Genomic DNA, 22,710 nt, shown 5'->3' on the forward strand with positions numbered 1-22,710 from the left:
ATCTTTTTTTCTTTTATACAACTCTTTATTAAGAAACAATCAAAAATAAGGATTGAAAAATACTATTAATTTATATTGTTTTTTTTACAATCTTTAATTGAGGCAATATTGAACGCATCCTGTACTCTATTTTTTACTACTCTAACAACTTAATTGGGGCTTAGTTGATCCCTATTGCAAAACCGTTCGTTTTTTAGTTTATTAAGTATTTATAAATAGATCACGCTTTAACCACATTAGCTCCAAATCATCTATAATACTTTGATCGGTATCAATTGCTCCTTTTTGAGTAGCCTGCTTTAACAATTCCTCCTTTGATAAACTCATAGACATTTTATAAGGATTAACTTTCATATCATTTGGAGTCCCCTTATAAAGTGCACTCATTTTTCGGAAAATTTCTGCCGCTATCTGTTCCAAAACACTCAAATTGGTTTCGCACTGAGCAATTAAATCTTCTGTTGAATGCTGCGATTCTAATTCTGAATGCAATTTTTTTAAAAATGGAATATCAAAGAAATCAATATAAGCATTAGAATAAGTCCCCTTGTCGTACTCGCCCCACTCTTTAAAGAAATGTTGAACTTGCGTATTTAATTTCCCTAAGCGCATCCCAAGACAATTAGGTGTGGTAAATAAATTTCTTAATACCGCTAAGTTAATATACCCCTTATTGGTAAACAATAAAGTAGGAATAGCCCAATAGAGCCCCCAATCCCACAGAATCTTAACCATAATAACTTGGGTATGTCCAAACAAATGATATTGATTGTGATAGATAGGTATCCAACTATTAAAAAACGCCGTGTGTACTCGCTCATAAATAATCGATCTTGACGCAATATCTTCACCGTTATAATCCCTCAAAATCAAATCGGCCATCCATGTATTTCCGATTGCAATAAAATCTGTACCTGGAGAATAAAAAGGATCTAAAAACGCTCCTGCTTCTCCTACAACTCCCCATTTTTCGGTTGTATAAAAGCGTTCTGAATGGTGCGAATAATGTTTTAACACCCTAAAATCAATTACATCATCCAAATAGGGCTTAAACATCTCTGCACACAAAGGTTCATGGCTAGCCAACCAATCCATTGCTTTATCTAACTTATTCAAAGCAGTAAAATCATGAAACTTAGGATCTGCAACAATTCCAATACTTGTATTTCCAGAAACCAAAGGAATAAGCCAAACCCAATATCCTTGCCCCATAAAATGAATCGTTCCCAAACGCCTCAATCCAGGGCTAACTTTGTCTTTCCATGCCTTATTATCCGACCAATCATCAACATCTATCTCTCCTTTGACTCGAAACCATACTGCATTAATATCGTGCTCTAATGGCTTTCCAAATCCCATTTTTCGTTTCAAAAAACCAGCTCGACCAGTAGCATCGGTCACCCATTTAGCGTCCAAAGCCTGTACTGTCCCTTCTTTCAAAAAAGAAACACGGTGCCCATTGCTATCGAGGTTTACCTCCTTAATTCTTGCGCCCAAAATAACCTCTACCCCCATATCTAACAGGCGTTTTGTTAATTCATTTTCAAAGATTCCTCTATCAATTTGATGGCTAGGTACAGGCAAAGCTCCCTTTACCCCCAATTCCACACGCTGAGTTATTTCTTCTTTTACCTGAGGAGAAAAATAAAACCTCAAGCCCATTTTAGGCAATTGATAGGCATCTAGATAATCCCCCAAGCCCAAAACTTCTCTTAAATAATAGGTTCCTAATTCTACTGTTGATTCACCAACTTTATGAGCAGATTCAGGGGCAAGATTTTTGCGCATTTCCAGTATAGCAATATGAATATTAGGCTCATTTTGTTTGAGCTGCAAAGCAAGCGTTAAACCAGCTAACCCTCCTCCTAAAATGACAACATCATACTGTTTTTTCATGGTTTTGAATTTTATAATTAACTACCTAACAACTCAAAAAACTGTTAGTTAAGATATTTTTATGTTTTACCCATTTTCCGCTTGCCTTTTACTAAAATACGAATAAGTAGGAGCTAGGAGGCTGAGTTCACTAAAGTTTATTTAGCAAATAATAAGATGCTACTCTTAACGCTCCAAATAGTAAACAGCTATAGCAATGGAATATTCTCGACAATCACCTAGTGCTTAATTCCTAAATAGAGATAATAGGTTGTATTTTTTTTAATTTTACTTCCGATAAATGGTCGTACAAATAACGTGTAAAAAGTCAATACAATAGGAGAAATTATAAATAGGGCTATTAGTAGGTAATATTTGTATACCCCTACCCAAAATGCTCGTTTTTTATCATCTGTTCCTTTTCGTTTGATTAGTTTAGCCCAAGCACGAAACAGACTTTTTGCCCGCATTTCTATCAATAAAATAGATGGATTAATTGCAATCTTGTTTTGTGCTAAAATCTGATCCTGAAGACCATCATAAGTTCCTTTCTGAAAAGCATCATAGACTACTTGACCAAAAGTATCAGCTCCTGCTATATCTTGGCTAGATACCCCTGGATAAGGTAGAATCCCCCACTTGCGCTCTTTTTTTGCCGTCAACATCCAATGCAATATCGTTAAAGCACTGATAAGATTTTGATGTTTATCTATCAATGGCACATTAGCCACTATTTGTCCTCCTGCATCCTGAATCTGCTGAACGACACTTTCTTGTGCATTTAACCACATGTTCCTAGCCCCAATAACTGTTACCACAGGGGTGTTCTTTAGTATAGATAAAAATTTATCGTCTTGTAATAAAGAGGTAGTTGGTATAGAAGGAGATAAATACCATGGCTGATACCCTAATATAATAAGGTCGTATTGAGGTGCGTCCAGATGAAAAGGAGCCAATTGAACAGGTTCTTCCAAAACTGATTCTGGCATAGTATCAAAAAACACAGCACTAGTCCAAGGAAAAACATAAGGCTTTTCTGGATTTATTTGTACTCGGTCTATTTCAAGTGTTTCAAAAGGTTTTAGAAAATTATCTAAGATCTGATTTAGTTGCCCCGATTGAGAATAACTAATAACTAGAATTCGTTTCATAAAATAGTGTGGCTTACTGATCGTTATTTAAAATCTTGAATGGTCAAGATTTTAGATTGTTGGGCATAATCTAGAATATAACTACGGGTTTTGGAATCAAGACTAGAAAAAGATTTAATAATCAAAGATTTATCCTCCTCTATATTCTTATTATATTTTAGTATTTTAGGGGCATGCTCCTGTATAGCTAGTCGAATGAACCTATATTCTGCATTCTGTGGAGATTTAGTAATCGCTAATTCTAAGAGTTGATGTCCTTTTTTAAATATTTCTATTTTTTGGGCAGCTGATTTTAAGAAATCAGATCGTTTCATCATCAATCCCCCTTTATAAGCATTAATTGTTGTACTCGATTTTTTTTGTTCCAACGCTTCCAATGCAGCATCCACTGTTATCAAAGAATCGCTATATAATGCTTGATAAAAAGTAGAATTTATAGCCGTTTCTAGAGTGTTCGCACTCAAAAACAATAAAATAAGTTGTAAATATAGGGTCATTATAACTCTTTTTGTGTTTATGTATAATATCTCCGTTGTCCTTACTAAAATTGTTCCGATTAAGAATGGTCAATGATACTTAACATTCCTTTATAAAACTATTTTAAAATACAAAAATATTATTTTATTACACTAAATAATAAAAAATAGTAATAAATGCTCTTACAAAGATATACTTTTTTAAGATTATAACATCAATATATACAATCCCTAAAGCAACTTTATATTATCTATTTAGTTTAACTAAATGATTATATTTATAACTGATTGTCTTGCTGTTAAAAACAAAAAAAACTATTTATACTGATGTGCGTATAAATAGTTCTTTATAATTTTTTCGGATAAGTTGCGGTAAGCTTTTATCTATTTTTTTTGTCCTGAGGAATCATACTACTATCCCACAATTTAGAAACATAATATCTAATTTTAGCAGGTTTAGCGCCTTTGTCATCCAAGAAGCCGTAGTTTTGAGCTGTTTTTACTTGCAACTGGTAGCCATCATTGCCTTCAGCCCATCGAAAAGAAATTTTATGGAATAGAGGTCCTAATACTCTACTATAGGTAGAACGAATATGTTGAATTTTCCCTACGCCATAATTTGATAAAGCAATAGCATAAGTAAATGCATATTTACCACGCCCTTCTCTTGCTCCAGCCTGAGCAACCAATTCAAAAGCTTCAACTCCCTCTAATCGATCAATAATTGTTTGCCAGTCTCCATTGGCTTTAACCTCTCCAGAAGCAAAGGTTCCAACCCTACCAGCCATTCCAGCCATTCCATTCACTTCTAACTTATATTGAGGTGTCGTAGTACCTATTCCTATATCTCCAGTATCACGCAAAAATAAAATACTGTTGTGTTCTGTATCGTCTATGCTTAAACCTTTGCTATGTCGAGTTGGATTCAATGACAAACTAAAAGCCGCATTGGGATCTCTTATGCTTTCAAAGAAGCTCATCAATTTTCGGTTAGCCCCTTGGGGAGCTAACATAAAACCGTGCTCAGGACTTTGCGAAAAACCATCATCTACTTTATTAACGGTAGAGTCTATGAAATCCGAAAAATTAACTTCTGTAGGAACAGAGCCTCTCGTGAATAAATTCTTTAACGTGGTTCTGGTTAATAGCGTCATAGTTTAATTAATAATTATCAATAATAATACTCATAGCTCTTAACATCTAATCGAATTGGATATTTTGATAAAGTATTTAAGAATAAAACCTAAGTTATAATTTTTTTTGTGCTTTGGCAAATCGTATGCATTTAAATTTTAGATTCTCCATTGACAAGAGACAACAACCCAGATTTTAAAAATCAAATTATACTGTTGTTTGAAAAAAAGATAGTTAGCAATCGTACAATGCTGGTAAACATAGCTAACGGCTCTATTAATCTCAAAAATTGCTTCCCCATTCATAGGGTTAACATTGAGTCCAACAACTTATTTTTCATCTCCTTTAATCTTCATCCTCATCCTTTTTTCTACGCTTATCAGATAGATAATCGTCTAAATCTCGTTCCTTTTCCTCCGTCATAACAAAGTCCCCATCGATAATCATAGAACTAATAGAAGCTTTTTCTGGAACTTGGAAATTCTCATCATCTAAGAAATAAATCGGATTAGACTCAAATGGAATTAAAATAGACCAAGGTTTGGTTGCCTTAATCAAAGGAGAATTTGTTGCATGAATCGCAGTATCATCTACATCAAACCCTATCCCATCCTGTGGGAATACTTGTACAGCCGAGAATTTAGTAACAAATTCTACATAAGAACATTTCTCAATAAAGCTCAAGATCACATCTTTAACCAATGTTCCTCCTAGCTCTAACTCTTGATCCGCTCCCAACATCCAAGGGCACATAAATTGGACAATGTCTTGATTCAATTTCTTTAGATAAGTACCATTGTTTTTTCCTTTAGCAAAACGCACTCCCGCAGTAATCTTAACTCGTTCATAAATTGGGTTACGGACTTCAATATTAATAAAAGGAGAAGACAAATGCTCCAAATACTCTTTGATTGCATTTAGCACCGTATAGTTCACCATTGGCAAATGATACTGTCTTGAATTTTTGTCTATTTTGGGTACAACAACCAATGTTACAGTTCCTGCATCAACAAAAGCTTCATTCCCAACATGCGTTACACATTTTACTTGATGAATATTAGGGAATTTTTCTAAAACTAGTCGCTCATAATCCCAAGCCGAAACAGCTCTATTTTTATGTCTTAGACGCTCACTTATTCTGGTATAGAAACCATTTTTAGATTCTCCAGAACGCCCTCCAAAAGAAGGAAACGGTTGATTAACACCTCGAATTTGAGAGATAGATGATGCTAATTTTTTGATGGTATAACTTGGTAAAGGCTCCACCAAATGATTGGCACTATCTCCATTATCTTGCCAAGTAACGCTAACTGCCTGAGTTGCGATTTTCAAACATTTTGGAAATAAGCTAGGCTCTCCTTTTACTGTTACCCGCAACCAGTGTAAGCCCTTTTCCAAAATAGTATTATCATTCGTCAAATCTCTAGGAATGTCTAAATTTATAATCCCTGAATTATTGAAACCGTTTGTCGTATCAGACAAAATCATATTTTGAGAAAAATCTTTCCACTCATCATTTGCCATATAACTCCACACAACCTCTTGTCTGTGTTTTTTGGCAGCATCATCAGAGAACAAATTCATATTCTCTTTCAATTCAAAATAAAGCGATAAATCATTAGGAGGTACCAAGCCTTTTATCCCTAAATACAAGTAAGCATTATCATCATAATTAGGCATTAATAAACGATTAGAAGACCGTCCTTTTCCAAATACCTGAATGACTCCAAATGGGTGAATATGATAAATTTGTTCCTTACTGCTCTCTCCTTTTGTCAATGTACCAATAGATAATACATTAATTTCTGTACTCGCAGAATAGTCCATTGTAATGGACTTCATCACTGGTGTAAATGGTTGTTTTGGCAGTATTTTTTCTGGTCCCTTGCGTTTAGGATCATTATTGTATTTAACTTTTTTGGCATAAACATTAGCATACTCTTCATGTCCAAAAACAACTTTTGGTCCAACGATCTCAAATTTGAAGTATCCTGCACGAGTTTCGTGGTCATAAGTTGGGCTCATTACCAAATCCTCATCAGGTTTGATATTCAAGGCTTCAATATCTACTTCGTCAATTGTTGTCTTACCATTCAAGCCTAGTGGATTATCCTCATCTGGTTCAAACATTTTAAAAATCAATGGTTCTTCTTCTTTCAAAGGATAAAAAATACCATCTGAGATTGCTGATAATTTAATCTCATACTGCTCATTCTTTATTCCTAAACCATAATCTTTGTAATGCCCTCTCAATCCCTTTTTGTCATCAGGTAATCCATGCCATTCTATATTAAATTGGACATCTGTAATTTCTTTTTTAAACACCTCTTCCTTACCAATCATCAGATAAGAGCCAACCTTAGGGATAGGACCAAATGGCTGAAAAGGTACATTGGGATAAATAGTTCCTATATCGCTAGAAAGCGACAATCCTTTTAGTTCTTTTACATCGATATCAATACTAATTCGCTGTACTTCTAGTTCTTTCAAGAACGAATAAGAGAAGAAAGAGCCTTCATTTCGTTGTACAATTCGAATAATGGGCTCGGCTGTATCATAACCTGCTCCTTGAATTTCAGCATCATAGCCAACCACACTTGGAGCTCCTGCTGCCATAGTAGCAACAATCGTAATTTCAGGATTTCCCCATTCATCAGGAGGTAAAATTTCACAAGTGTGCGCAGCCGTCCAGCCTTCTTCTGTTGTAAAAAATACCTCTAAACTATTTTTGAAAATTTTAGAAAAAGCATCCTCTCTAGAAATATCTTGATTAATACTAATGTCCTTAATCAATAGATTGAGAGTGTACATAGTACTAGGAACAAACCTGAACCGCAATGTTACAATTCTATGTCCTTCTTCCATCTCTAAAATTGGCGAAGCAATTGCCCAACCAACATTCGCAAAACTCATTTGTTGTTCAGCCTTAGGCAACTCTAGTATTTCATGTCCAAAGATCGGCCAATTCTCTTCATCATTAACAAAACGTTCTCCTTTTCCATCGCTAGAATTAGCAATATCAGCAGCGTACAAATTTGTAATCACACGATAAGAACTCCCAATGCCTATTTTAGGATTTTTACTCACAAATAACGTATGGACAGCATCAATTTTTGCCTGATTCAGCACCAAGTCATTATCTGTCGTATAAAAATGTTCAACACCATTTTCATCCTTTCCCGCCGTTAGCAAGGTTCCTTTTTCGAGCAAATGTGTATCAATATGCGTAGCAACATTAAAATAGATGTTGGCACGATCTGGTGACAATCCTTTTTGGCGTTGCTTTAATACATTATAGTAATAAAAATCAAGATGCTTTTCGGTTACCGTGTTCACTTGATTTTGTAACTTTTTAAACATTTTGGCAAAAGAAATGAACAACGCTACATCTGGTCTATGATTCGCCTTTCCAGCCAAAGATTCCATCAAGTATTTCGGTGCAATCTGCAAAATATAAGAAGTCACGCTATAAAAAGTACGGAATTGGATGCGTATTTTTTTGGTGTATCCTTTAATTTTATCCGCTGATTCTAGGCCTTTAATCAAAATATTTCGAGCACCAATCTGTTCGTGTTTTTTAAACCAATTTTTATGAAAGTGCTTTTGAATTTCTCCTACACTAAACATCCCAATGGGATTAAAACCTAAATCCTCTTGATACTCCAGTAAATCCATTAAGTTCTGCGCTAATTGCTGTTTAATGGCATTTTCGAGCTCGTTCTCCAATTCTGAGGAATGCATCATATTCAATCGATCCATATTCAGTGCTTGGAGATACCAATCATTGATTTGTTTAGCCAAATCTAAAATTTGCTGCATTAATCCTTCTAATGCTTCTAACTTTTCTTCAGCTCTAGGGGCATTATCAAGAATAGAAATCAGGCGATTGTGCTCTTTCTCTATTTTATGCAAATCGGTAGAGACAATTGTTGATAAGAAAATCGTTTCATCCTTCTTAAAAAACTTGCTCCAATCTCCCGTAGGGCTATTCTCTAAGTTATAATATCGAACAATTTCTGAGAACTCAGCAGCAAAAGCCAAGATGTCACTAATAGAACGTTCATCTACTTTGATAGAATCTGGCAACAACGATTTTAACAATCGTTCATTTTGCGAAGTGCCATTCCAATGTAATATATGGGTGTTATTATCTTGGCTCATAATTTATTCTTTATGGAATTTATTTTTATAATATTGGACTGGTTTAAACGTACATCAACTCAAACTTGTCCTATAATTTTTAATTGTTCTAAAATTTCTACAGAATTAACGATCTAGCATCATTCTATAGAGCATCTAAAGGTGTTTTATTTATATTGAATATTTTTGTTGCCATACAGTTTATAAAGGCATCCAAAAAATACGCATAAAATTTTTCTAGTTATTTATACTCGCCAAAATTTTTCTAACCAATAAATTGACCTTTTGGCGTATTTTATTACTTATCTATATTTTCTACTCTAATTTTAGAAAAGAAAGGCGAACCATGAAACTCCTTTAGTTCCATCTTATCCGTTGAATAAGTGCCCTTTGCCATACCAAGTTGTCCGTTAATTGTTTCAATTTCGTATTGTTTGGTTGTTAAAAACCTCAATGCCCCTTTGTAAGTGCAAGAAAGATATAACGTAAATTGACTGTCTCCATAAGTGAACTGTCTTTTTTCAGGCGTTGGAGCAAAGGGACTCTTAAATTGAGCAATGAAGCCTTTTCGTCCATGTCCAACCACGAAGGTCATCCCCATAAGTGTAAATTCGGCTTCAATTTTTTCAATATTACCATAATCATCGCCACAGATACTAATATTTGTATTCAACAATTTCCCACCCAAGGCACTATCCTTGCCCAATTTTTTAGAGAGTTCTCCTCCCGTAACAAGATCGCCGACATTAAGGTCAAGCATATTAAGTGCTGATTTCATTTGTTCCTGGATAACAGTCTGTTGAGAAGTATCACGAACATTTAGCTTATAGGTAATAGGCGTATAAATCACCAGTGTTTCATTTGCCTCGGTTTCTTGTCTTGTTTTACCAATCGTCACATTTTCGAGTTCCACCAAATAACTGTCACTTTTGACATTAGCCAACTCCACATCTTGAGTAGGCACTGGCATATAAGCCCCCACATTTTTCAGTTCTTGCGGCAACAATCTTAGACCATTCTCCAAGTGTATTTCTAAGCTTTGGGCTCTTCCATTGGTTGCCTGCAATTTAAAGATTGATAAGAGCTTTTTGCCATTCGTTTCAGGTTTGGGTAAGCTCTTGGTAATATATCGTGCATGATAAAGCGCATCTACAATATTGGTATCAATGGGCAATGCCTGCAATAAATTAGCCGCTGCATCCAAAGCCTGCTCTTGATATTCTACATGGTTTAAAATCGTTCGGGTATAAGCATCTTTGGCAAATTCATCAATACTACATCTAGACAGTCCTTTTTGCCATAGTTCATCAATTTGGTCAATGCTTACTTTGGGTAGATGCTCTATTGTCGCTAGTTCATGGGCAATGGCTTCATAGATCAGTTCCCCAGGATTAGAACCTATAGGATCTAAGAGTTGACTAAATAAAGGCTTCAACTCCTCGATAAAGGCTTTGGGGCGAATCATAAAAAGCCGTTTGTTTTCTCTTAAACGGTCTTTCTTTTTGCCAATACAGCCTCGCATTTTATCAATCCAAGTATCCAATTCTTTTTTGAAGGCACTGCTGTCCAATCTACTGCGACTATCGTTAAACCATGCTGCAAATCCAGAGGGGTAATACAATAAACCACTTCCTCCTGCAGCACTATGAATTTGATAGAGTTTTTCTATATCCGCTGTCGTTAAAGAAGTTCTTAAAACTTTTTTGGTAATTTTTTTAGCTTGCCCTAACGTAATCATATTTTTTTCTTGCTCTATTGCAAAAAAGACTTTACTCTGCAAGTTTTTCCAATAACTTAAACCATAAAGTGGCAGAGTAACTGTTTTTTGATTTTGTTTTAAGGAGTGAATATCTAATACAGAAAGCTCTATATCACTGGTATCTCCATAAGTAGCCACAGCTTCTAATTTCGAAATTTCTTCTTCCTGTCGTTTTTCTAATTTTTTACTAAAATCTTTAAGCGACTCTTCTGTTTTTTCTACTACTCTTAATGCAGACTCCTTAGCTTCCTGATTCAACCAAAGCACAAAATCATTGGGCTGAATAATAAGCGCATCAAAATCCTGTTGTTTGATTTTGCAATAAAACTCCTTTTTATTGGTTTTATACTCAGCTTTTAGATCTACGGAAAAAACATCCAAGCCTTGAATAATAGCAGCAGCAAAGGCTTTGGGAGTTGCCTTTTCCTCTAAGCCGTCTAAAGCAGAGCCTATGGGCTGCCAAATTTGTTGGCTGATAGGGAGTTTTCCAGAAATAATACTAGGTTTTAAATGCCCTATTATCGTTTTTACAGACAGAAAGGTTTCTTGATCCTCTATCGTTTCAAGTTCGACTTTAAAATCTCTTATCCAAATCGTAATTTTCTCCACAAAAGCCTTTAAAGTCAAAGGCAGATCAGCTAAAACAGCTGCTTTTATTTCAGGATTTTGGAGTATTTGTTGTAAGAATAGCTTTCCTTCTTTTAGTTCCTTCAGTTCTTGTTTGGAAAAAATGTCGGAAACTTGCAGCTGATGTTTTTTACAATGCTCATTAAGACGTTGTAGTTTGAGATAAGCCTCTTGAATGGCAGTAATTTGTTCTTTATTGTACGGCATAGTGTTTGACTTAATTGGGGGCTGGTCAAGAAATAAGCTAAGGAGCATAGTTCCTACCAATAAGAAGGACGGTGTATTCATATTTATTTAAGCTTCAAAATGCTTTGAAGGAAAGTTTTAATAGTATTATTTAGCTTTCTTTTTATCATCAAATTCACCATTTCCTCACATCTATTCAATCTTTACGCCTCTACATAGGAGCATTGGAAGGCGTAAATAGCTGGACTTGTTTTAACTGTAACAAAAAATCTTTTAATAAATCCTGTGCTTCCATAGCTTCTGGTGCCATTTCTCCTATCTCTTTATTTATGGCACTAGATTGGGAATCCAAAAAATTTGCACAGAATTCTTCTAGTTCTTTATATTTTCCATACGCTACTTGATAAGCAGACTGGTCTTTGAGCCCATCATAAGCATCTAACCATTCCTTACAAGCCTTTTGTAAATTTATCAATTTTTGGTTTAGCATCTTTTAGTGATTTTCTTGCCTAAATACATTGTAATGAGTTGCTTTTTATTGGCAGCTCATCCTATAGCTCTATTAAATTCATAGCTATTCTCTGGCTTAAGTCATTCATACCACTTAACCCATTAGATTAAATAGGCTCATGACTATATATCCGTACCTTCTGTCAAATAGAAAGGATAAACCATATTCTTACGAGAGTTGGTTCCCTTAATGTCATAAGTGATGTTGATATCCAGCTTGCCTTCCAATTGATCTTTATCATCAATAACAATAGATACCAAGTTGATTCTAGGCTCATAATATAAAATAGCCGTTGCGATCAAATCTTCTATCCTTGTTTTGGTAGAAGTGGAAATAGAAGAAAACACCATACTGTGCAAGTCACAACCATAGCTGGGGTTCATGACCCGTTCTCCAGGTGTTGTTGATAATAGAATAAAAATAGATTCTGCTATATCTCTATCATCGTGAGAAAGCTCTAAACCTTCCGTGCTTTCCAAAAACCTTGGGGGGAAACTCCACCCAGAACCTAAAAATGATTTATTCTCTGCCATCTTTTATAATTTAATACTTTATGATTTTTATCAAAAAAACACCTTGGATATAATACCATCTTATTTCCAATAGACCTTCAATGATAAAATTCAGCGATCATAAAGTAATGATTCTATTATTTTGCTTGTATTTTGAGGGGTCTATTTACGACTAGGCTTCATAGACTTTCGATGGAAAATTTTTATAGTATTGTTTGGTCTTTTTTGTTCCAATCAATTCCTCCATTTGTTGATACTCCGACTCCTCATGCACATGCCCTACCTTTATATCTTCATAGTCTCCTAGGTATTTATCATTTAGCATATGAATCGATGGAAAGATCATCTTGGTTCCCTCTTTTAGATCCCAATCAATCATATTGTTGTATTCTGCTACTGCCGAACAAATTTTGCTATCGTGACGCCCATAAATACGCTCACAATACATGGTCATTTTATCTCCATGTGTGATGTCTATATAATGCGTTAAATCTGGCGATTTTCCTAAAGGACGAGCTTCTGGAGCAATTTCTGATTCAATCTTCAAGGTAATTTCTGCCTTTACAGGTTCTCCCTTTAAGCTAAACAATTGAAGATGCACATCGCATGAATTCAAGGTTCCCTTAAATACAGCAGGTTTTTTTTCTCCATTGCTATTTCCTGTATCTGGGAAAATATTCCCCCACACCATTTTTAAATACGGAGGTCCATGAATTTCTGGCTCATACCCATAAACAGTATTTTGCAGCAAATCTAGATGCCCACGAATACTAGGCGTTTTTTTATCTGGCAATAAAAATTGATCTTTCATCTTATCGTCAATGGGTACAATCCCCGTTGCATCGGCATAAAACTTAAACTCTAACTCCATCTTACTATACCCCTTGAAGGCAGATGGTGGAGCGGATGCTCCTGGGGTAGCAGTTCCTAGTTGTTGATTATTAGAATTTTCATCTTTACCACCAACTGATTCGATTTTAAAACTATATTTTAAGTCCTGAGGATTGACCTGTACCTTAAAGGTAGAAATCTCAGTATCTGTACAATCTACGGTTTTGTGAGCAGTAATGGTTAACCTTGCAATACCGTCATCACTTCCCTTTCCTACTGATGGAACAGCCATACGTATTTGAATTTTTGAGGATAAATAAATCTAATTTTTCATAATAGATTTATAAAAAAAAAAGACTTTGCTTCTAAAATTAAAAAAACCCTTTGGAAATTCCAAAGGGTTTTCATTATTAATCGTTTATTTTTTAACTATAAAGGACTTGAGGGTAATTGAAATTTGCTAGCTGCCTCATTTGTTCCTGCTCCAGGACTACCATAATACATTTTTGAACGCCCTGTTTCTGTATCCCACACCAACATGTAATAAACCAGATCATCATCTCCTTCAAGTTCAACTTGAAATTGCATCTGATATTTTCCTGTCCCATAAGTAGTTTGAGGAGCATTATCCGCTTGGGCTGGGCTGGCCGATTGAATTAGAAAAGCAACTGCAAAGATAATGGCAGCGACCCCTAGTAAGCGTTGTGTTATCTTATCCATAATATTTGATCGTTTATATTGAAGTAATTAGATAGTATTTATCTAAAATAAGCTAAATCAAATTAAATGCCAATTATATTAATGTGAATCTTATTATTTTATCATTTCTACTATTCACTATAAAGGACTTGAGGGTAAATCAAATTTGTTTGCTGCTGAATTTGTACCATCTGATACATTCCCATAATACATTTTTGAACGCCCTGTTTCTGTATCCCATACTAAAATAAACCAGCTAGACCTATCATCACTTCCCATTACAGTTGATAATTCCATCTGATATTTTCCAGCCCCATAGACAGTTTGAGGAGTATTGGTTGCTTGGGCTGGGCTAATTGAAAACACAAGTGCAGCTGCGCCAAAAAGCATTAAACTAAACGTACTAAAGACTAAGGCAATGCCTTTGCATTTTCTAAAAAAGTTGTTGATTTCATCCTTGTTAATTATTTAGATTTTAATGAATTGAGTTAAACTCATTGGGAATAAATAGATTACAATAATATGCTTTTTTTTTCTAAAAAAACAATCTATAGCCTTAGATTCAGAGAAAGAGAAATAGTGTTTTAGACTGTTTTAAATTCTTTTAAAGTGTGTTTAATTTTTTATGGCAAAAAATCAGCCTGCCTTTAATTTCTGTAGGTTTTTTCCCTCTATTAATTCTACCTAAATCTTGTCCTTGTTGCCGATTGTAAAATTAAGATAACAAGCAACAACTATCTTTATAAAAACAGTAGAGACCTAAGAGCAAATTGCCCTTAGGTCTCCAACTATTAATATCGTTTTTTGCTTTGATCCTACCCAATCATAACGGTAAATTCACCCAATACGATAGAACCACCATGCGCACAACTATCGCCAAGTCGAGCCGCAGGCATTCCACCAATAAGAACCGTAGCAGAACCTGCTGCAATGGTATCAGGAGGGCCAACACATACACACATATCGCCAACTAGAGCAGCTGGCAATTTTCCAATCATTACCGTTGGGCAACCTGGACCAACAATAGGTCCACCCACATGAGGAACAGGTCCTGTAGAAGCAGGACAAACATGCATATCTGTTAATCTTGATGCTGGAGGTGCCATATTTCTATTATTTATAGTTTATTATTATAATACTCTGCATATTTGTATGCAAAGTAATGTTATTAATTAATCATTACCATTCCACCTTTAACGGTTAGCATACCGCCACCATCAACGGTTCCCATTCCAGAGCCTTTGACCTCAAACTGAGCGCCCTCTGCTTTGAAAGCCGCCGTTCCTTTAGCCTCAAAATTAACCTGAGCTTCAAATTTAACATTCATCCCCTTTCCTGTAATATCATTGGTTGCTTCCATAGCAATTCCTTTCCCCGCTGTCATCTTGATATCTCCCTTTACATCAATGGTCAAATCCTTATCAACCGTCATGGTTACCCCTGCAGAATCCAACAAAATATTGTTTTTATTCACAGGATCATCAATAGTTATGGTATCGGCATCATCATTGACCTCTATCATCATTTCATCTTCAGTAATCAACTTAAAGATATTCTTGCCTGGTTCATCTACAAATTCCAAACGCAACTTTCCCTTATTAAAAGAGATTGCCTTCATATAGTTTGGATCAGCAGGGTCATGGGCCTCCTCAGTTGTAATTTTGCGTTTACTACTGTATAAAGATCCTAAAATCACAGGATAAGTTGGGTCATTATCTAAGAAACCAAGCAACACCTCATCTCCTACCTCTGGATAAAAAACAAATCCACAATCTTCGGTCGCATAGACATGAGACATTCTGGCCCAAACACCTTCCCCTTCTAAGTTGTCAATAATCGGAATATTTACCAATACTCTATATTCCCCATCTGGGTCTTCATGAATTTGGATAACAACCCCATGTTGCAGACCACCAATAGCAGGCAAACTACCACCAGCGCCCAAAGGAGTCGCCAAAGGATAACGTTCTAAATGGGTACGTTGCGGCAAGCCTAAACTAGCTTCTGTCGTCCATTGCCCATCCTTAACAATATGCCTTACTTTACTGATATAACCATCACCATTAAAACGCGTTCCTATTGCTGCCAATTCCACCGTTTTTCCAACTACGATTTTTTCAGAACCAACAAAAGTTACTTTTCCTCTAATTCTAGACAAATGCCCTCGTTGGTAAATAGAATCCGCCCAAGATTGGATAAAGTCTTTAGTAATGGGAGTTGAGCTATGCACCAATTCCTTATGTTTTAGGACACCTGATAATTTAGCACTATCTACATCTCCTTGTGCATTGACTGTTGGTTTTACACCAGCCGTGTTTTCGATCGCTTGAGCCGTATGATCCCAAAAATTAGCCTGAACGTCCTCATATTGATAAGCAGCATCCATTTTTAGGTCCATTGCCATCAAATCAACTCCATACGTAACGATTACATCCGTTTTTTCGGATACCGTTGGCTTTTTAATACTAATTTCACCATCATTAATGATCGTCACTAAACTATTCGCATCTGCTCTAGCTTGGATAAAATCCCAATCCGTTGAGTAATATTGAATTAGTTTTTTGTGTGTCGCAGTAGTAGCTTCCACATCTGCTGAGCCCTTGATTCCAGAATCTGCAATAATAGCCGAAATGATATCGGAATCTGTCTGTTCATAAAAAATCATATTTTTACGCCCCACAGTAAGCGCTAATGCCTCATCTCGACAAGTTAACGTTAGACAAGATGTTCCATTCTTAAAAAGCTTAATGCCATGTTCTATAATTAACCCCTTATAGATTGTTACCATGGTTGCTGTAGGGTCATGCGCTATCTTTATCTCGATTTCACCACCAGGTTCAAATATTGCTTGATCACTTTGTGGAAAGGTTTGTTTACGAGAATCACCATCAAAAATAACAACTTTGGCATAGGGAATTTTATTAACCTCCTTGACCACTTCAGTCTCTAAGACCATCATTACTTCTGGAATTTTGGTACCGTCTACTGTTACTTCGAGGTTTACAATCCCACTTTTGAGTTTTTTTATTGGAGAATCAGCCATTATATTTTATAAAATTAGTTGCTCATTTTAATTGAATCGTTCACATTGATAATGTGTATATATACTCTTATAGAAAATGATTGGTTTGGATCGTTCAAACAATCAATAGTAAAAGATCACCCCCATTAAGGTCTTAACTCATGATCTATAAGGTCTCTTACTCTATCCAAGCATTCTTGAATAAGCGACTCTCTATCCATTTTAGACAAGCCCTTTGCAAAAGATTTTTGTGCTTTGGATTGCTCTTTTGCATGCTTATTCACTTTTGTATTGAGTGTTAGTTTTTTTATAGAAATAGCCATAATATAATTTCGTGTTTAAAGAGGAGATGTAGGAATAACCAAACGCTCTATTTCTGTATAACCAAACTTAATTGTTTCTTTGATAGCCTCTCCACTATTGGTAGAACTCAAAGGAGATACCCCCCAACTTGTAGGGAAAGCTTCTCGAACCAAGAACCCAGCGACAGGAAAAGGAGAAGGAGAAGCGATAGGAGGAGGCGTTTGCATCATTGGGTGATGAATATAAATTAACACATTTTTTTTAACAATTTGAGCCTCCCAAGTTTTTGCCGATTTCATTGTTTCTTGACACCAACCTGTAATAGGATCCAACCCAAAAGTCATCATACCAATATGCCTTGGTCTCAAATAACGGGTTAACGTTAATTCTTCATTCTTCATGCTCTTAAAGATTGGTCTAGGAGAAGACCAGCCCGCCTCGTTAAAAGAATCTGTGTCAAAGGCAATGTTCAATCCATCCACCTCTGTAAAAGCATTTGCAACAGGGTCCAAAGCTCTAGTCATTAATGCAGTTGCCGAGCCAAAGAGTGTATCCGACTCTTCGAGGAATAAAACTTCGAAGAAAAAACTCGGAACTGGTTCATTCATGAACCCTATCAAATTTTTTAAAAAATCCATTGCTTATTGAGTATTAATTAGTTTCTTAAGTCGTAAATTTCAAGCCTTAGAAAGAGATACCTCCTATCAAACTAGAAGCAGCACCTAATATAGAGCTAAGTAGGCCAGCTTCCATAGAAAACGATTGATACGTTATTTCAACTTCTTCTAGAGCTACTTCAGTATCCGCTTCAGCGTCCAAATTAGAAGGGGTAAATTTTGTTACATAAGCTTGCTCCAATGTCCATGTAAAGATATGATTGTGCTTATCCCCTGAGAGCTCACTCAAATGAATAGTTACCGTTCTCATATCACTAAAGAAAGTACCATTCGAAACATTGGTAAACCAATTAAAAAGGGTCTTATCGCCAACAAAAACCCCCTTTTTTAGAGTAACAGGAGAGTAAGAAGTTAAGGTAGGGCGACTTTGTTCGTAGAATTTTCCAGAATTGCCATCTCTAAATTTCATCGTTGCGATTTCGGCACCTAGACCATCCATTGCCTGAAAAGCAACACTTCCTGTAAAGCCACCGATACTAATTTCAAAAGAATACTTAGTCAATGGCCAATCTTTATAAACAGAATTACCTGCTGATACACTCTTAATTGCCTTTTGACCTATATTAATTTTTTTCAAGTGTGATAAATCTGCTTTACCACCATCTCCTATATATGGATTTTCTTTTGCCATTATCTTGGGAATTCAGAACATTAATGAATTGGATACATTGAACTTTAGTCGTATGATATAATTTCTATTTTGATAGAAATCACCGATTACACTAGGATAAAGCTCATTTTTGGAATTCCAATGTATTTTAGAGGAACTTCAAAAAGAAAACAAGTAACTCTAAAGTACAAAACTTAGTTGAATAAAACAAATAAAAAAATGACCTAGTAGAAAATGTATTCTACTAGGTCTATAAATTAACTCTAGATTAATATCTAAGAGATTTGATTAAGCTTTATCCAAAGTCCAAGATTCGATAGCTACCTCAATTTCTTCAACAGCTACTTCTGAATCAGCCTCAGCATCAAGAGCAGTAGGAGTGAATTTAACAGGAAACGCACCAGCTACTGTCCAAGTCATCATAACATCTTCAGCTTCGTCTAGCAATTCGATGATGATTTGTTTACGTTCAGTACGGTTAGTAGCTCTTTCCCATTGGTATAAGTGCATCCAATCTTTTAGGTTAGCATCTCCAACAAACTCACCTTTTTTGAAAGTAATGTTGCTGTAAGTTGTTAAACCAGGTCTTTTTGACTTGTGCAATACCCCAGAAGCACCATCACGGTACTCCATAATAGAAACCTCTACTTCTAGTCCTTCAACCGTTTGGAATCCTAATTCAGGAAGACCGTCGATAGTGACACGGAAAGAGAATTTAGCTAATGGCCAAAAATCTGCTCCATTAAGCGGATGGCTTGCTTGATAATCAGACATAATATATATATTTTATAGTATTTTTTTTATAATAATATTTAAGCGACCAAGAATAAACTTGGCAAAAGATATCGACTAACTAAAGTAGTCTATTCGCCACCAGGCATTTTTTGCTGGAATGTGATTACGATAAACTCAGCAGGACGAGAGATAGCTACTTTTACAGTTACTTTCATATAGCCATCCAAAACATCTTGAGGAGTCATTGTGATTCCAAGACCACACTCTACAAGGTAAGCTTCGTCTTCTGAAGCACCAACCAAAGCACCACTTTGCCATTGGTTACGCAAGAAGTTAGAGATCATAGTTCTAACGCTCAACCAAGTATTCGTATCATTTGGACGGAATACATAAGGCTCACATGCAAACTTAATAGATTGCTCCAACATAATCATTGTACGACGTACGTTGATGTATCTCCAGTCACCACTGTTACCATCAAGAGTACGAGCACCCCATACTAAAGTACCTTTACCAACAAATGGACGGATAGCGTTTACAGCTTTACCATTCAATGGCAAGTTCAAGTTTTCTTGCTCCTCAGCAGTAATATTTACTGTAGGACCAGTAATAGCAGATACGCTTACGTTTGCAGGAGCTTTGTGTACACCTACAGAGCTATCTACCAATGCATAGATACCAGCAATAGCACCAGATGGAGGAAGTACATTAAGTGTATCCTTCATTTGACCTAAAACATCATTATAAATTGGACTTACTGCTTTTAGTAAGTTACTTACAGCTTGAGTATTTGCTTCATCATCAGAAATTTTAGCAATTTCTTCTTTGATCATGTCGCCTTTTTCAGCTTTAACATAACCAGCAGATACATTTTCATCTACTTCATTGTTCAAGATGTCAACCAAGCCTTCAGGGTTACTGATATTAACATAGCTTAAGTCATCAGAGCTTACAACAGTAGCGTTCAACCAAGGGTAATAAGCTGCACCAAAATCCAAGAAATTTCCACCATAAGCAGTACGAGCAGCAGTTACAACATCGTCATCCAACAATGTTCTAGCTTGATGACCACCCCATACATCTAGGATAGCGAAACGGCTACGAGTATCAGCACCACAATGCTTGATCATTGCTTGTTGAACAGTAGCACAGTCACCTTCTTCCAATAATACAGCATCAGGAATTACAACTAGCGTAGGCTCTTGCTCTTTCAACAAAGCAGTAATACCACCACCATTTTCAGCACCAATTAAAGCAGAAGCTTTTACACCAGCACCATAGTTACCTACAGAAACTACATAACTAGCACCACCGCCATTTGCAAAGAATAATTGCATACTGCGGAACAAGTTATAGTTTGTTCCTTCATCAGCAGCAAGGCTATAGTTATCACCATCTGCCTCAACAGTAAACTTAGTAGTAGGAGCACCGCCAAAGAAGCTTAGGAACTCTACCATTGAAGTAATACGCATTGGAACGTTGGTCAAGTCTTTTTTCCCAGCAGCTGCTTTTTGAGTGTATCCAATAAAAGCAGGTACCGCTGTAGCTACAGATACTACAGAATTGGAAAAGGCACTTTTTTCTTCGATATACACACCAGGTGTTGCATATTGTTTTGCCATGATTAAATTTGTTTAAATTTAGTTGATTTAATAATTTTTAAATTTCGACCTTAAATTTGACGTCATTTTTAAGGTGCTTACAAATATACTATTAATTCTGAATAAACCTCAGATTTATCTGATAAATTTACCTTTAAGTTCCCAAGTGCCGATGCACAGGGCAATTGAACGATCCACTCTACTCCACTTTTTCCTCTTTTGGTCTTCAATTTGAACTTTTCTTGCTGTTGTTCTCTAAATTTGATCGGCTCAGAAGTCCATATACTAAAGATTTCCTTGCCCCCATCTATCGTCCCTGCTTCCGCCGCTTCAAATAGCATTGGTTCATATCCTTCTTTTTTTGTTGTGTCGTAGATTTCATGATCTTTATACATCTGATTGTTACCGTTCTCTATCAATAAATATTGCCAGCGAACCGATCTATTTCCAAAATGGATGTTATAATCTTGTACAACTACCTCACCATCATCATCAAAAAAGGCATATTCGCCAAAATCATCTTTATCTATAAAAATATCAATAATTCCAAATAAAGTCTTTAGACCATTGTACAAATAAAATGATTTCTCCTCTAAACCATCCACCAAGATAGAATACTTGCCTTCTGGTTGCCCCACCAAACTAATCTCACAGGTATCAATGCCATCTTCCAAAATTTCTTCAAAGACAATTTCATCAAACACATTCATTACCTGTACTTCTGTTCCATATTGTTCTTCGTCAAAATCATAATTGAACAAAAAGCCACATATATCTACCTTATCCTCTGCCGTTACATATTGATTTAACGACAAGTTTTTATGCTCGGTATCTTCTTTTTCCAAGCTTTTGTTATTAAAATAAAACATCGTGTCTTCCTCAAATTCAAAGGGAAGGTCGGTGTAATTTAAAAACTTTATATCTGCAACATCCAACAAAAAAGACAAATGAATGGGCTTCTTAATATCCTTGACTGGTGTATAAGAATCGGTAGAAGCATAGCCCAACATAAAACCACTTGGCATAGAACGATACTGGAGACGATGGCGAGACAATTCTTTTAATGTTTCTTCCGTTGGTTTAAGCGAAACCTTGCCTTTAGGAAACACTCCCGTTCTAAAAAAATCATGTTTGACCTCAAAATTTAATAACTCTTGGAATTGAGCTAATAAATTGAGCTGTATTTTTGGGAAAGCTCCTTTTTTATTTTTCCGTATTTTTGCCATTAGATTACTCTATTTTATACATTTCATTTTTGCACTCATCGTCCTCTCCTTCTATCTTAAGTGCTTTATGTCTTCTTGATGACAGGTATTTCAGGATACAAGACATCGTGTTTGATTGGTAATGTTTTGATTTTGTAAACCACTGAAGGGAGATATTTAGATCCCATTAATCCCCAGAAGTTGCTCAAATCTCTTGTTTCAAAAGAAATTAATTCTGCCTGCATTCGCTCAATCACACCATTCATCACAGGCGTATCTTGTGGCGAAAAAGCTCCTGATCTCGATTGAAAAAAAGCAATGACAGAAGAAATAAACTTAAGTCCCTCCAAGTAGTTTTCGCTGGTAAAATAGGCCGAAAACAAAATAGTGATATTGACATGAACAGGAGGTTTCACTTTTTTATAATTTCCTCTAGGAGTCTGTTTGTAGCCCCCTACATTACTTTGAGTTTTGTCCATTTCTATATTCGTGAGTGTCATCACAATTTTATCGGGCTCTTGAACGGCTATACTGCCATCTAAGTTGATAATACTGGACATGACTACTTTTTCCTCTGTAATGTTATGCTTGGACTGCAAAAATCGATTGAGTTCGCCAGCAATGGCGGCTACTGCTTCATGAATCATTGGACGCAA

The 22,710-nt window shown here is 35.8% G+C and carries 20 protein-coding genes; all 20 read right to left on the minus strand.

The features are described 5' to 3' along the window. Window positions 1-201: 201 nt before the first annotated feature. Window positions 202-1,896, minus strand: coding sequence for an NAD(P)/FAD-dependent oxidoreductase (locus AsAng_RS21835; protein ID WP_264789226.1), 1,695 nt, complete (start codon window positions 1,894-1,896; stop codon window positions 202-204). A gap of 218 nt (window positions 1,897-2,114) precedes the next feature. Then, window positions 2,115-3,026: a hypothetical protein gene (locus AsAng_RS21840; RefSeq protein ID WP_264789227.1), complete on the minus strand. Its 912-nt coding sequence runs from the start codon at window positions 3,024-3,026 to the stop codon at window positions 2,115-2,117. Window positions 3,027-3,049: 23 nt separating this feature from the next. Further along, window positions 3,050-3,523 (minus strand): hypothetical protein, encoded by a 474-nt coding sequence (locus AsAng_RS21845; RefSeq protein WP_264789228.1) that lies wholly within the window; start codon window positions 3,521-3,523, stop codon window positions 3,050-3,052. A 359-nt stretch (window positions 3,524-3,882) separates the two neighbouring features. Continuing rightward, window positions 3,883-4,656, minus strand: a complete 774-nt coding sequence (locus AsAng_RS21850) for a hypothetical protein (protein WP_264789229.1) — start codon at window positions 4,654-4,656, stop codon at window positions 3,883-3,885. Window positions 4,657-4,981: 325 nt separating this feature from the next. Continuing rightward, on the minus strand, window positions 4,982-8,797 hold the full coding sequence (locus tag AsAng_RS21855; protein ID WP_264789231.1) for a baseplate J/gp47 family protein: 3,816 nt from the start codon (window positions 8,795-8,797) through the stop codon (window positions 4,982-4,984). A gap of 277 nt (window positions 8,798-9,074) precedes the next feature. Beyond that, on the minus strand, window positions 9,075-11,369 hold the full coding sequence (locus AsAng_RS21860) for a hypothetical protein (RefSeq protein WP_264789232.1): 2,295 nt from the start codon (window positions 11,367-11,369) through the stop codon (window positions 9,075-9,077). A 190-nt stretch (window positions 11,370-11,559) separates the two neighbouring features. After that, entirely contained in the window at window positions 11,560-11,838 is a 279-nt protein-coding gene (locus tag AsAng_RS21865) for a hypothetical protein (protein ID WP_264789233.1), read from the minus strand. Between the two features lie 143 nt (window positions 11,839-11,981). Next, a complete protein-coding gene (locus AsAng_RS21870) occupies window positions 11,982-12,392 on the minus strand; it encodes a GPW/gp25 family protein (RefSeq protein WP_264789234.1) in 411 nt (136 codons plus the stop codon). Window positions 12,393-12,543: 151 nt separating this feature from the next. Next, window positions 12,544-13,494 carry a CIS tube protein gene (locus tag AsAng_RS21875; protein ID WP_264789235.1) on the minus strand — a complete coding sequence of 317 codons (951 nt, stop codon included), beginning with the start codon at window positions 13,492-13,494 and terminating at the stop codon, window positions 12,544-12,546. Window positions 13,495-13,631: 137 nt separating this feature from the next. Continuing rightward, window positions 13,632-13,922, minus strand: coding sequence for a hypothetical protein (locus AsAng_RS21880; protein WP_264789236.1), 291 nt, complete (start codon window positions 13,920-13,922; stop codon window positions 13,632-13,634). 117 nt (window positions 13,923-14,039) lie between these two features. Beyond that, a complete protein-coding gene (locus AsAng_RS21885; protein WP_264789237.1) occupies window positions 14,040-14,291 on the minus strand; it encodes a hypothetical protein in 252 nt (83 codons plus the stop codon). Between the two features lie 425 nt (window positions 14,292-14,716). Further along, on the minus strand, window positions 14,717-15,007 hold the full coding sequence (locus AsAng_RS21890; RefSeq protein ID WP_264789238.1) for a PAAR domain-containing protein: 291 nt from the start codon (window positions 15,005-15,007) through the stop codon (window positions 14,717-14,719). Between the two features lie 62 nt (window positions 15,008-15,069). Continuing rightward, window positions 15,070-16,944, minus strand: coding sequence for a type VI secretion system tip protein VgrG (gene vgrG / locus AsAng_RS21895; RefSeq protein ID WP_264789239.1), 1,875 nt, complete (start codon window positions 16,942-16,944; stop codon window positions 15,070-15,072). Between the two features lie 125 nt (window positions 16,945-17,069). Next, window positions 17,070-17,246 (minus strand): hypothetical protein, encoded by a 177-nt coding sequence (locus AsAng_RS21900; protein WP_264789240.1) that lies wholly within the window; start codon window positions 17,244-17,246, stop codon window positions 17,070-17,072. 15 nt (window positions 17,247-17,261) lie between these two features. Further along, entirely contained in the window at window positions 17,262-17,834 is a 573-nt protein-coding gene (locus AsAng_RS21905) for a phage tail protein (protein ID WP_264789241.1), read from the minus strand. A 76-nt stretch (window positions 17,835-17,910) separates the two neighbouring features. After that, on the minus strand, window positions 17,911-18,534 hold the full coding sequence (locus tag AsAng_RS21910; protein ID WP_264789242.1) for a phage tail protein: 624 nt from the start codon (window positions 18,532-18,534) through the stop codon (window positions 17,911-17,913). 267 nt (window positions 18,535-18,801) lie between these two features. Then, window positions 18,802-19,287, minus strand: coding sequence for a phage tail protein (locus tag AsAng_RS21915; RefSeq protein WP_264789243.1), 486 nt, complete (start codon window positions 19,285-19,287; stop codon window positions 18,802-18,804). Window positions 19,288-19,376: 89 nt separating this feature from the next. Continuing rightward, on the minus strand, window positions 19,377-20,870 hold the full coding sequence (locus AsAng_RS21920) for a phage tail sheath family protein (protein ID WP_264789244.1): 1,494 nt from the start codon (window positions 20,868-20,870) through the stop codon (window positions 19,377-19,379). A 77-nt stretch (window positions 20,871-20,947) separates the two neighbouring features. Then, window positions 20,948-22,075 carry a hypothetical protein gene (locus tag AsAng_RS21925; protein WP_264789245.1) on the minus strand — a complete coding sequence of 376 codons (1,128 nt, stop codon included), beginning with the start codon at window positions 22,073-22,075 and terminating at the stop codon, window positions 20,948-20,950. Between the two features lie 65 nt (window positions 22,076-22,140). Beyond that, window positions 22,141-22,701 carry a DUF4255 domain-containing protein gene (locus tag AsAng_RS21930; protein WP_264789246.1) on the minus strand — a complete coding sequence of 187 codons (561 nt, stop codon included), beginning with the start codon at window positions 22,699-22,701 and terminating at the stop codon, window positions 22,141-22,143. Window positions 22,702-22,710: the final 9 nt, after the last annotated feature.

Source organism: Aureispira anguillae (genome assembly GCF_026000115.1).
Classification (GTDB): domain Bacteria; phylum Bacteroidota; class Bacteroidia; order Chitinophagales; family Saprospiraceae; genus Aureispira; species Aureispira anguillae.

Coding starts and splice junctions, on each gene's coding strand:
- AsAng_RS21850 (WP_264789229.1), bottom strand. CDS start 4,656: ATGACGCTATTAACCAGAACCACGTTAAAGAATTTATTCACGAGAGGC.
- AsAng_RS21890 (WP_264789238.1), bottom strand. CDS start 15,007: ATGGCACCTCCAGCATCAAGATTAACAGATATGCATGTTTGTCCTGCT.
- AsAng_RS21840 (WP_264789227.1), bottom strand. CDS start 3,026: ATGAAACGAATTCTAGTTATTAGTTATTCTCAATCGGGGCAACTAAAT.
- AsAng_RS21875 (WP_264789235.1), bottom strand. CDS start 13,494: ATGGCTGTTCCATCAGTAGGAAAGGGAAGTGATGACGGTATTGCAAGG.
- AsAng_RS21880 (WP_264789236.1), bottom strand. CDS start 13,922: ATGGATAAGATAACACAACGCTTACTAGGGGTCGCTGCCATTATCTTT.
- AsAng_RS21885 (WP_264789237.1), bottom strand. CDS start 14,291: ATGCTTTTTGGCGCAGCTGCACTTGTGTTTTCAATTAGCCCAGCCCAA.
- AsAng_RS21920 (WP_264789244.1), bottom strand. CDS start 20,870: ATGGCAAAACAATATGCAACACCTGGTGTGTATATCGAAGAAAAAAGT.
- AsAng_RS21930 (WP_264789246.1), bottom strand. CDS start 22,701: ATGATTCATGAAGCAGTAGCCGCCATTGCTGGCGAACTCAATCGATTT.
- AsAng_RS21855 (WP_264789231.1), bottom strand. CDS start 8,797: ATGAGCCAAGATAATAACACCCATATATTACATTGGAATGGCACTTCG.
- vgrG (WP_264789239.1), bottom strand. CDS start 16,944: ATGGCTGATTCTCCAATAAAAAAACTCAAAAGTGGGATTGTAAACCTC.
- AsAng_RS21860 (WP_264789232.1), bottom strand. CDS start 11,369: ATGCCGTACAATAAAGAACAAATTACTGCCATTCAAGAGGCTTATCTC.
- AsAng_RS21910 (WP_264789242.1), bottom strand. CDS start 18,534: ATGGCAAAAGAAAATCCATATATAGGAGATGGTGGTAAAGCAGATTTA.
- AsAng_RS21865 (WP_264789233.1), bottom strand. CDS start 11,838: ATGCTAAACCAAAAATTGATAAATTTACAAAAGGCTTGTAAGGAATGG.
- AsAng_RS21845 (WP_264789228.1), bottom strand. CDS start 3,523: ATGACCCTATATTTACAACTTATTTTATTGTTTTTGAGTGCGAACACT.
- AsAng_RS21925 (WP_264789245.1), bottom strand. CDS start 22,075: ATGGCAAAAATACGGAAAAATAAAAAAGGAGCTTTCCCAAAAATACAG.
- AsAng_RS21905 (WP_264789241.1), bottom strand. CDS start 17,834: ATGAATGAACCAGTTCCGAGTTTTTTCTTCGAAGTTTTATTCCTCGAA.
- AsAng_RS21835 (WP_264789226.1), bottom strand. CDS start 1,896: ATGAAAAAACAGTATGATGTTGTCATTTTAGGAGGAGGGTTAGCTGGT.
- AsAng_RS21900 (WP_264789240.1), bottom strand. CDS start 17,246: ATGGCTATTTCTATAAAAAAACTAACACTCAATACAAAAGTGAATAAG.
- AsAng_RS21915 (WP_264789243.1), bottom strand. CDS start 19,287: ATGTCTGATTATCAAGCAAGCCATCCGCTTAATGGAGCAGATTTTTGG.
- AsAng_RS21870 (WP_264789234.1), bottom strand. CDS start 12,392: ATGGCAGAGAATAAATCATTTTTAGGTTCTGGGTGGAGTTTCCCCCCA.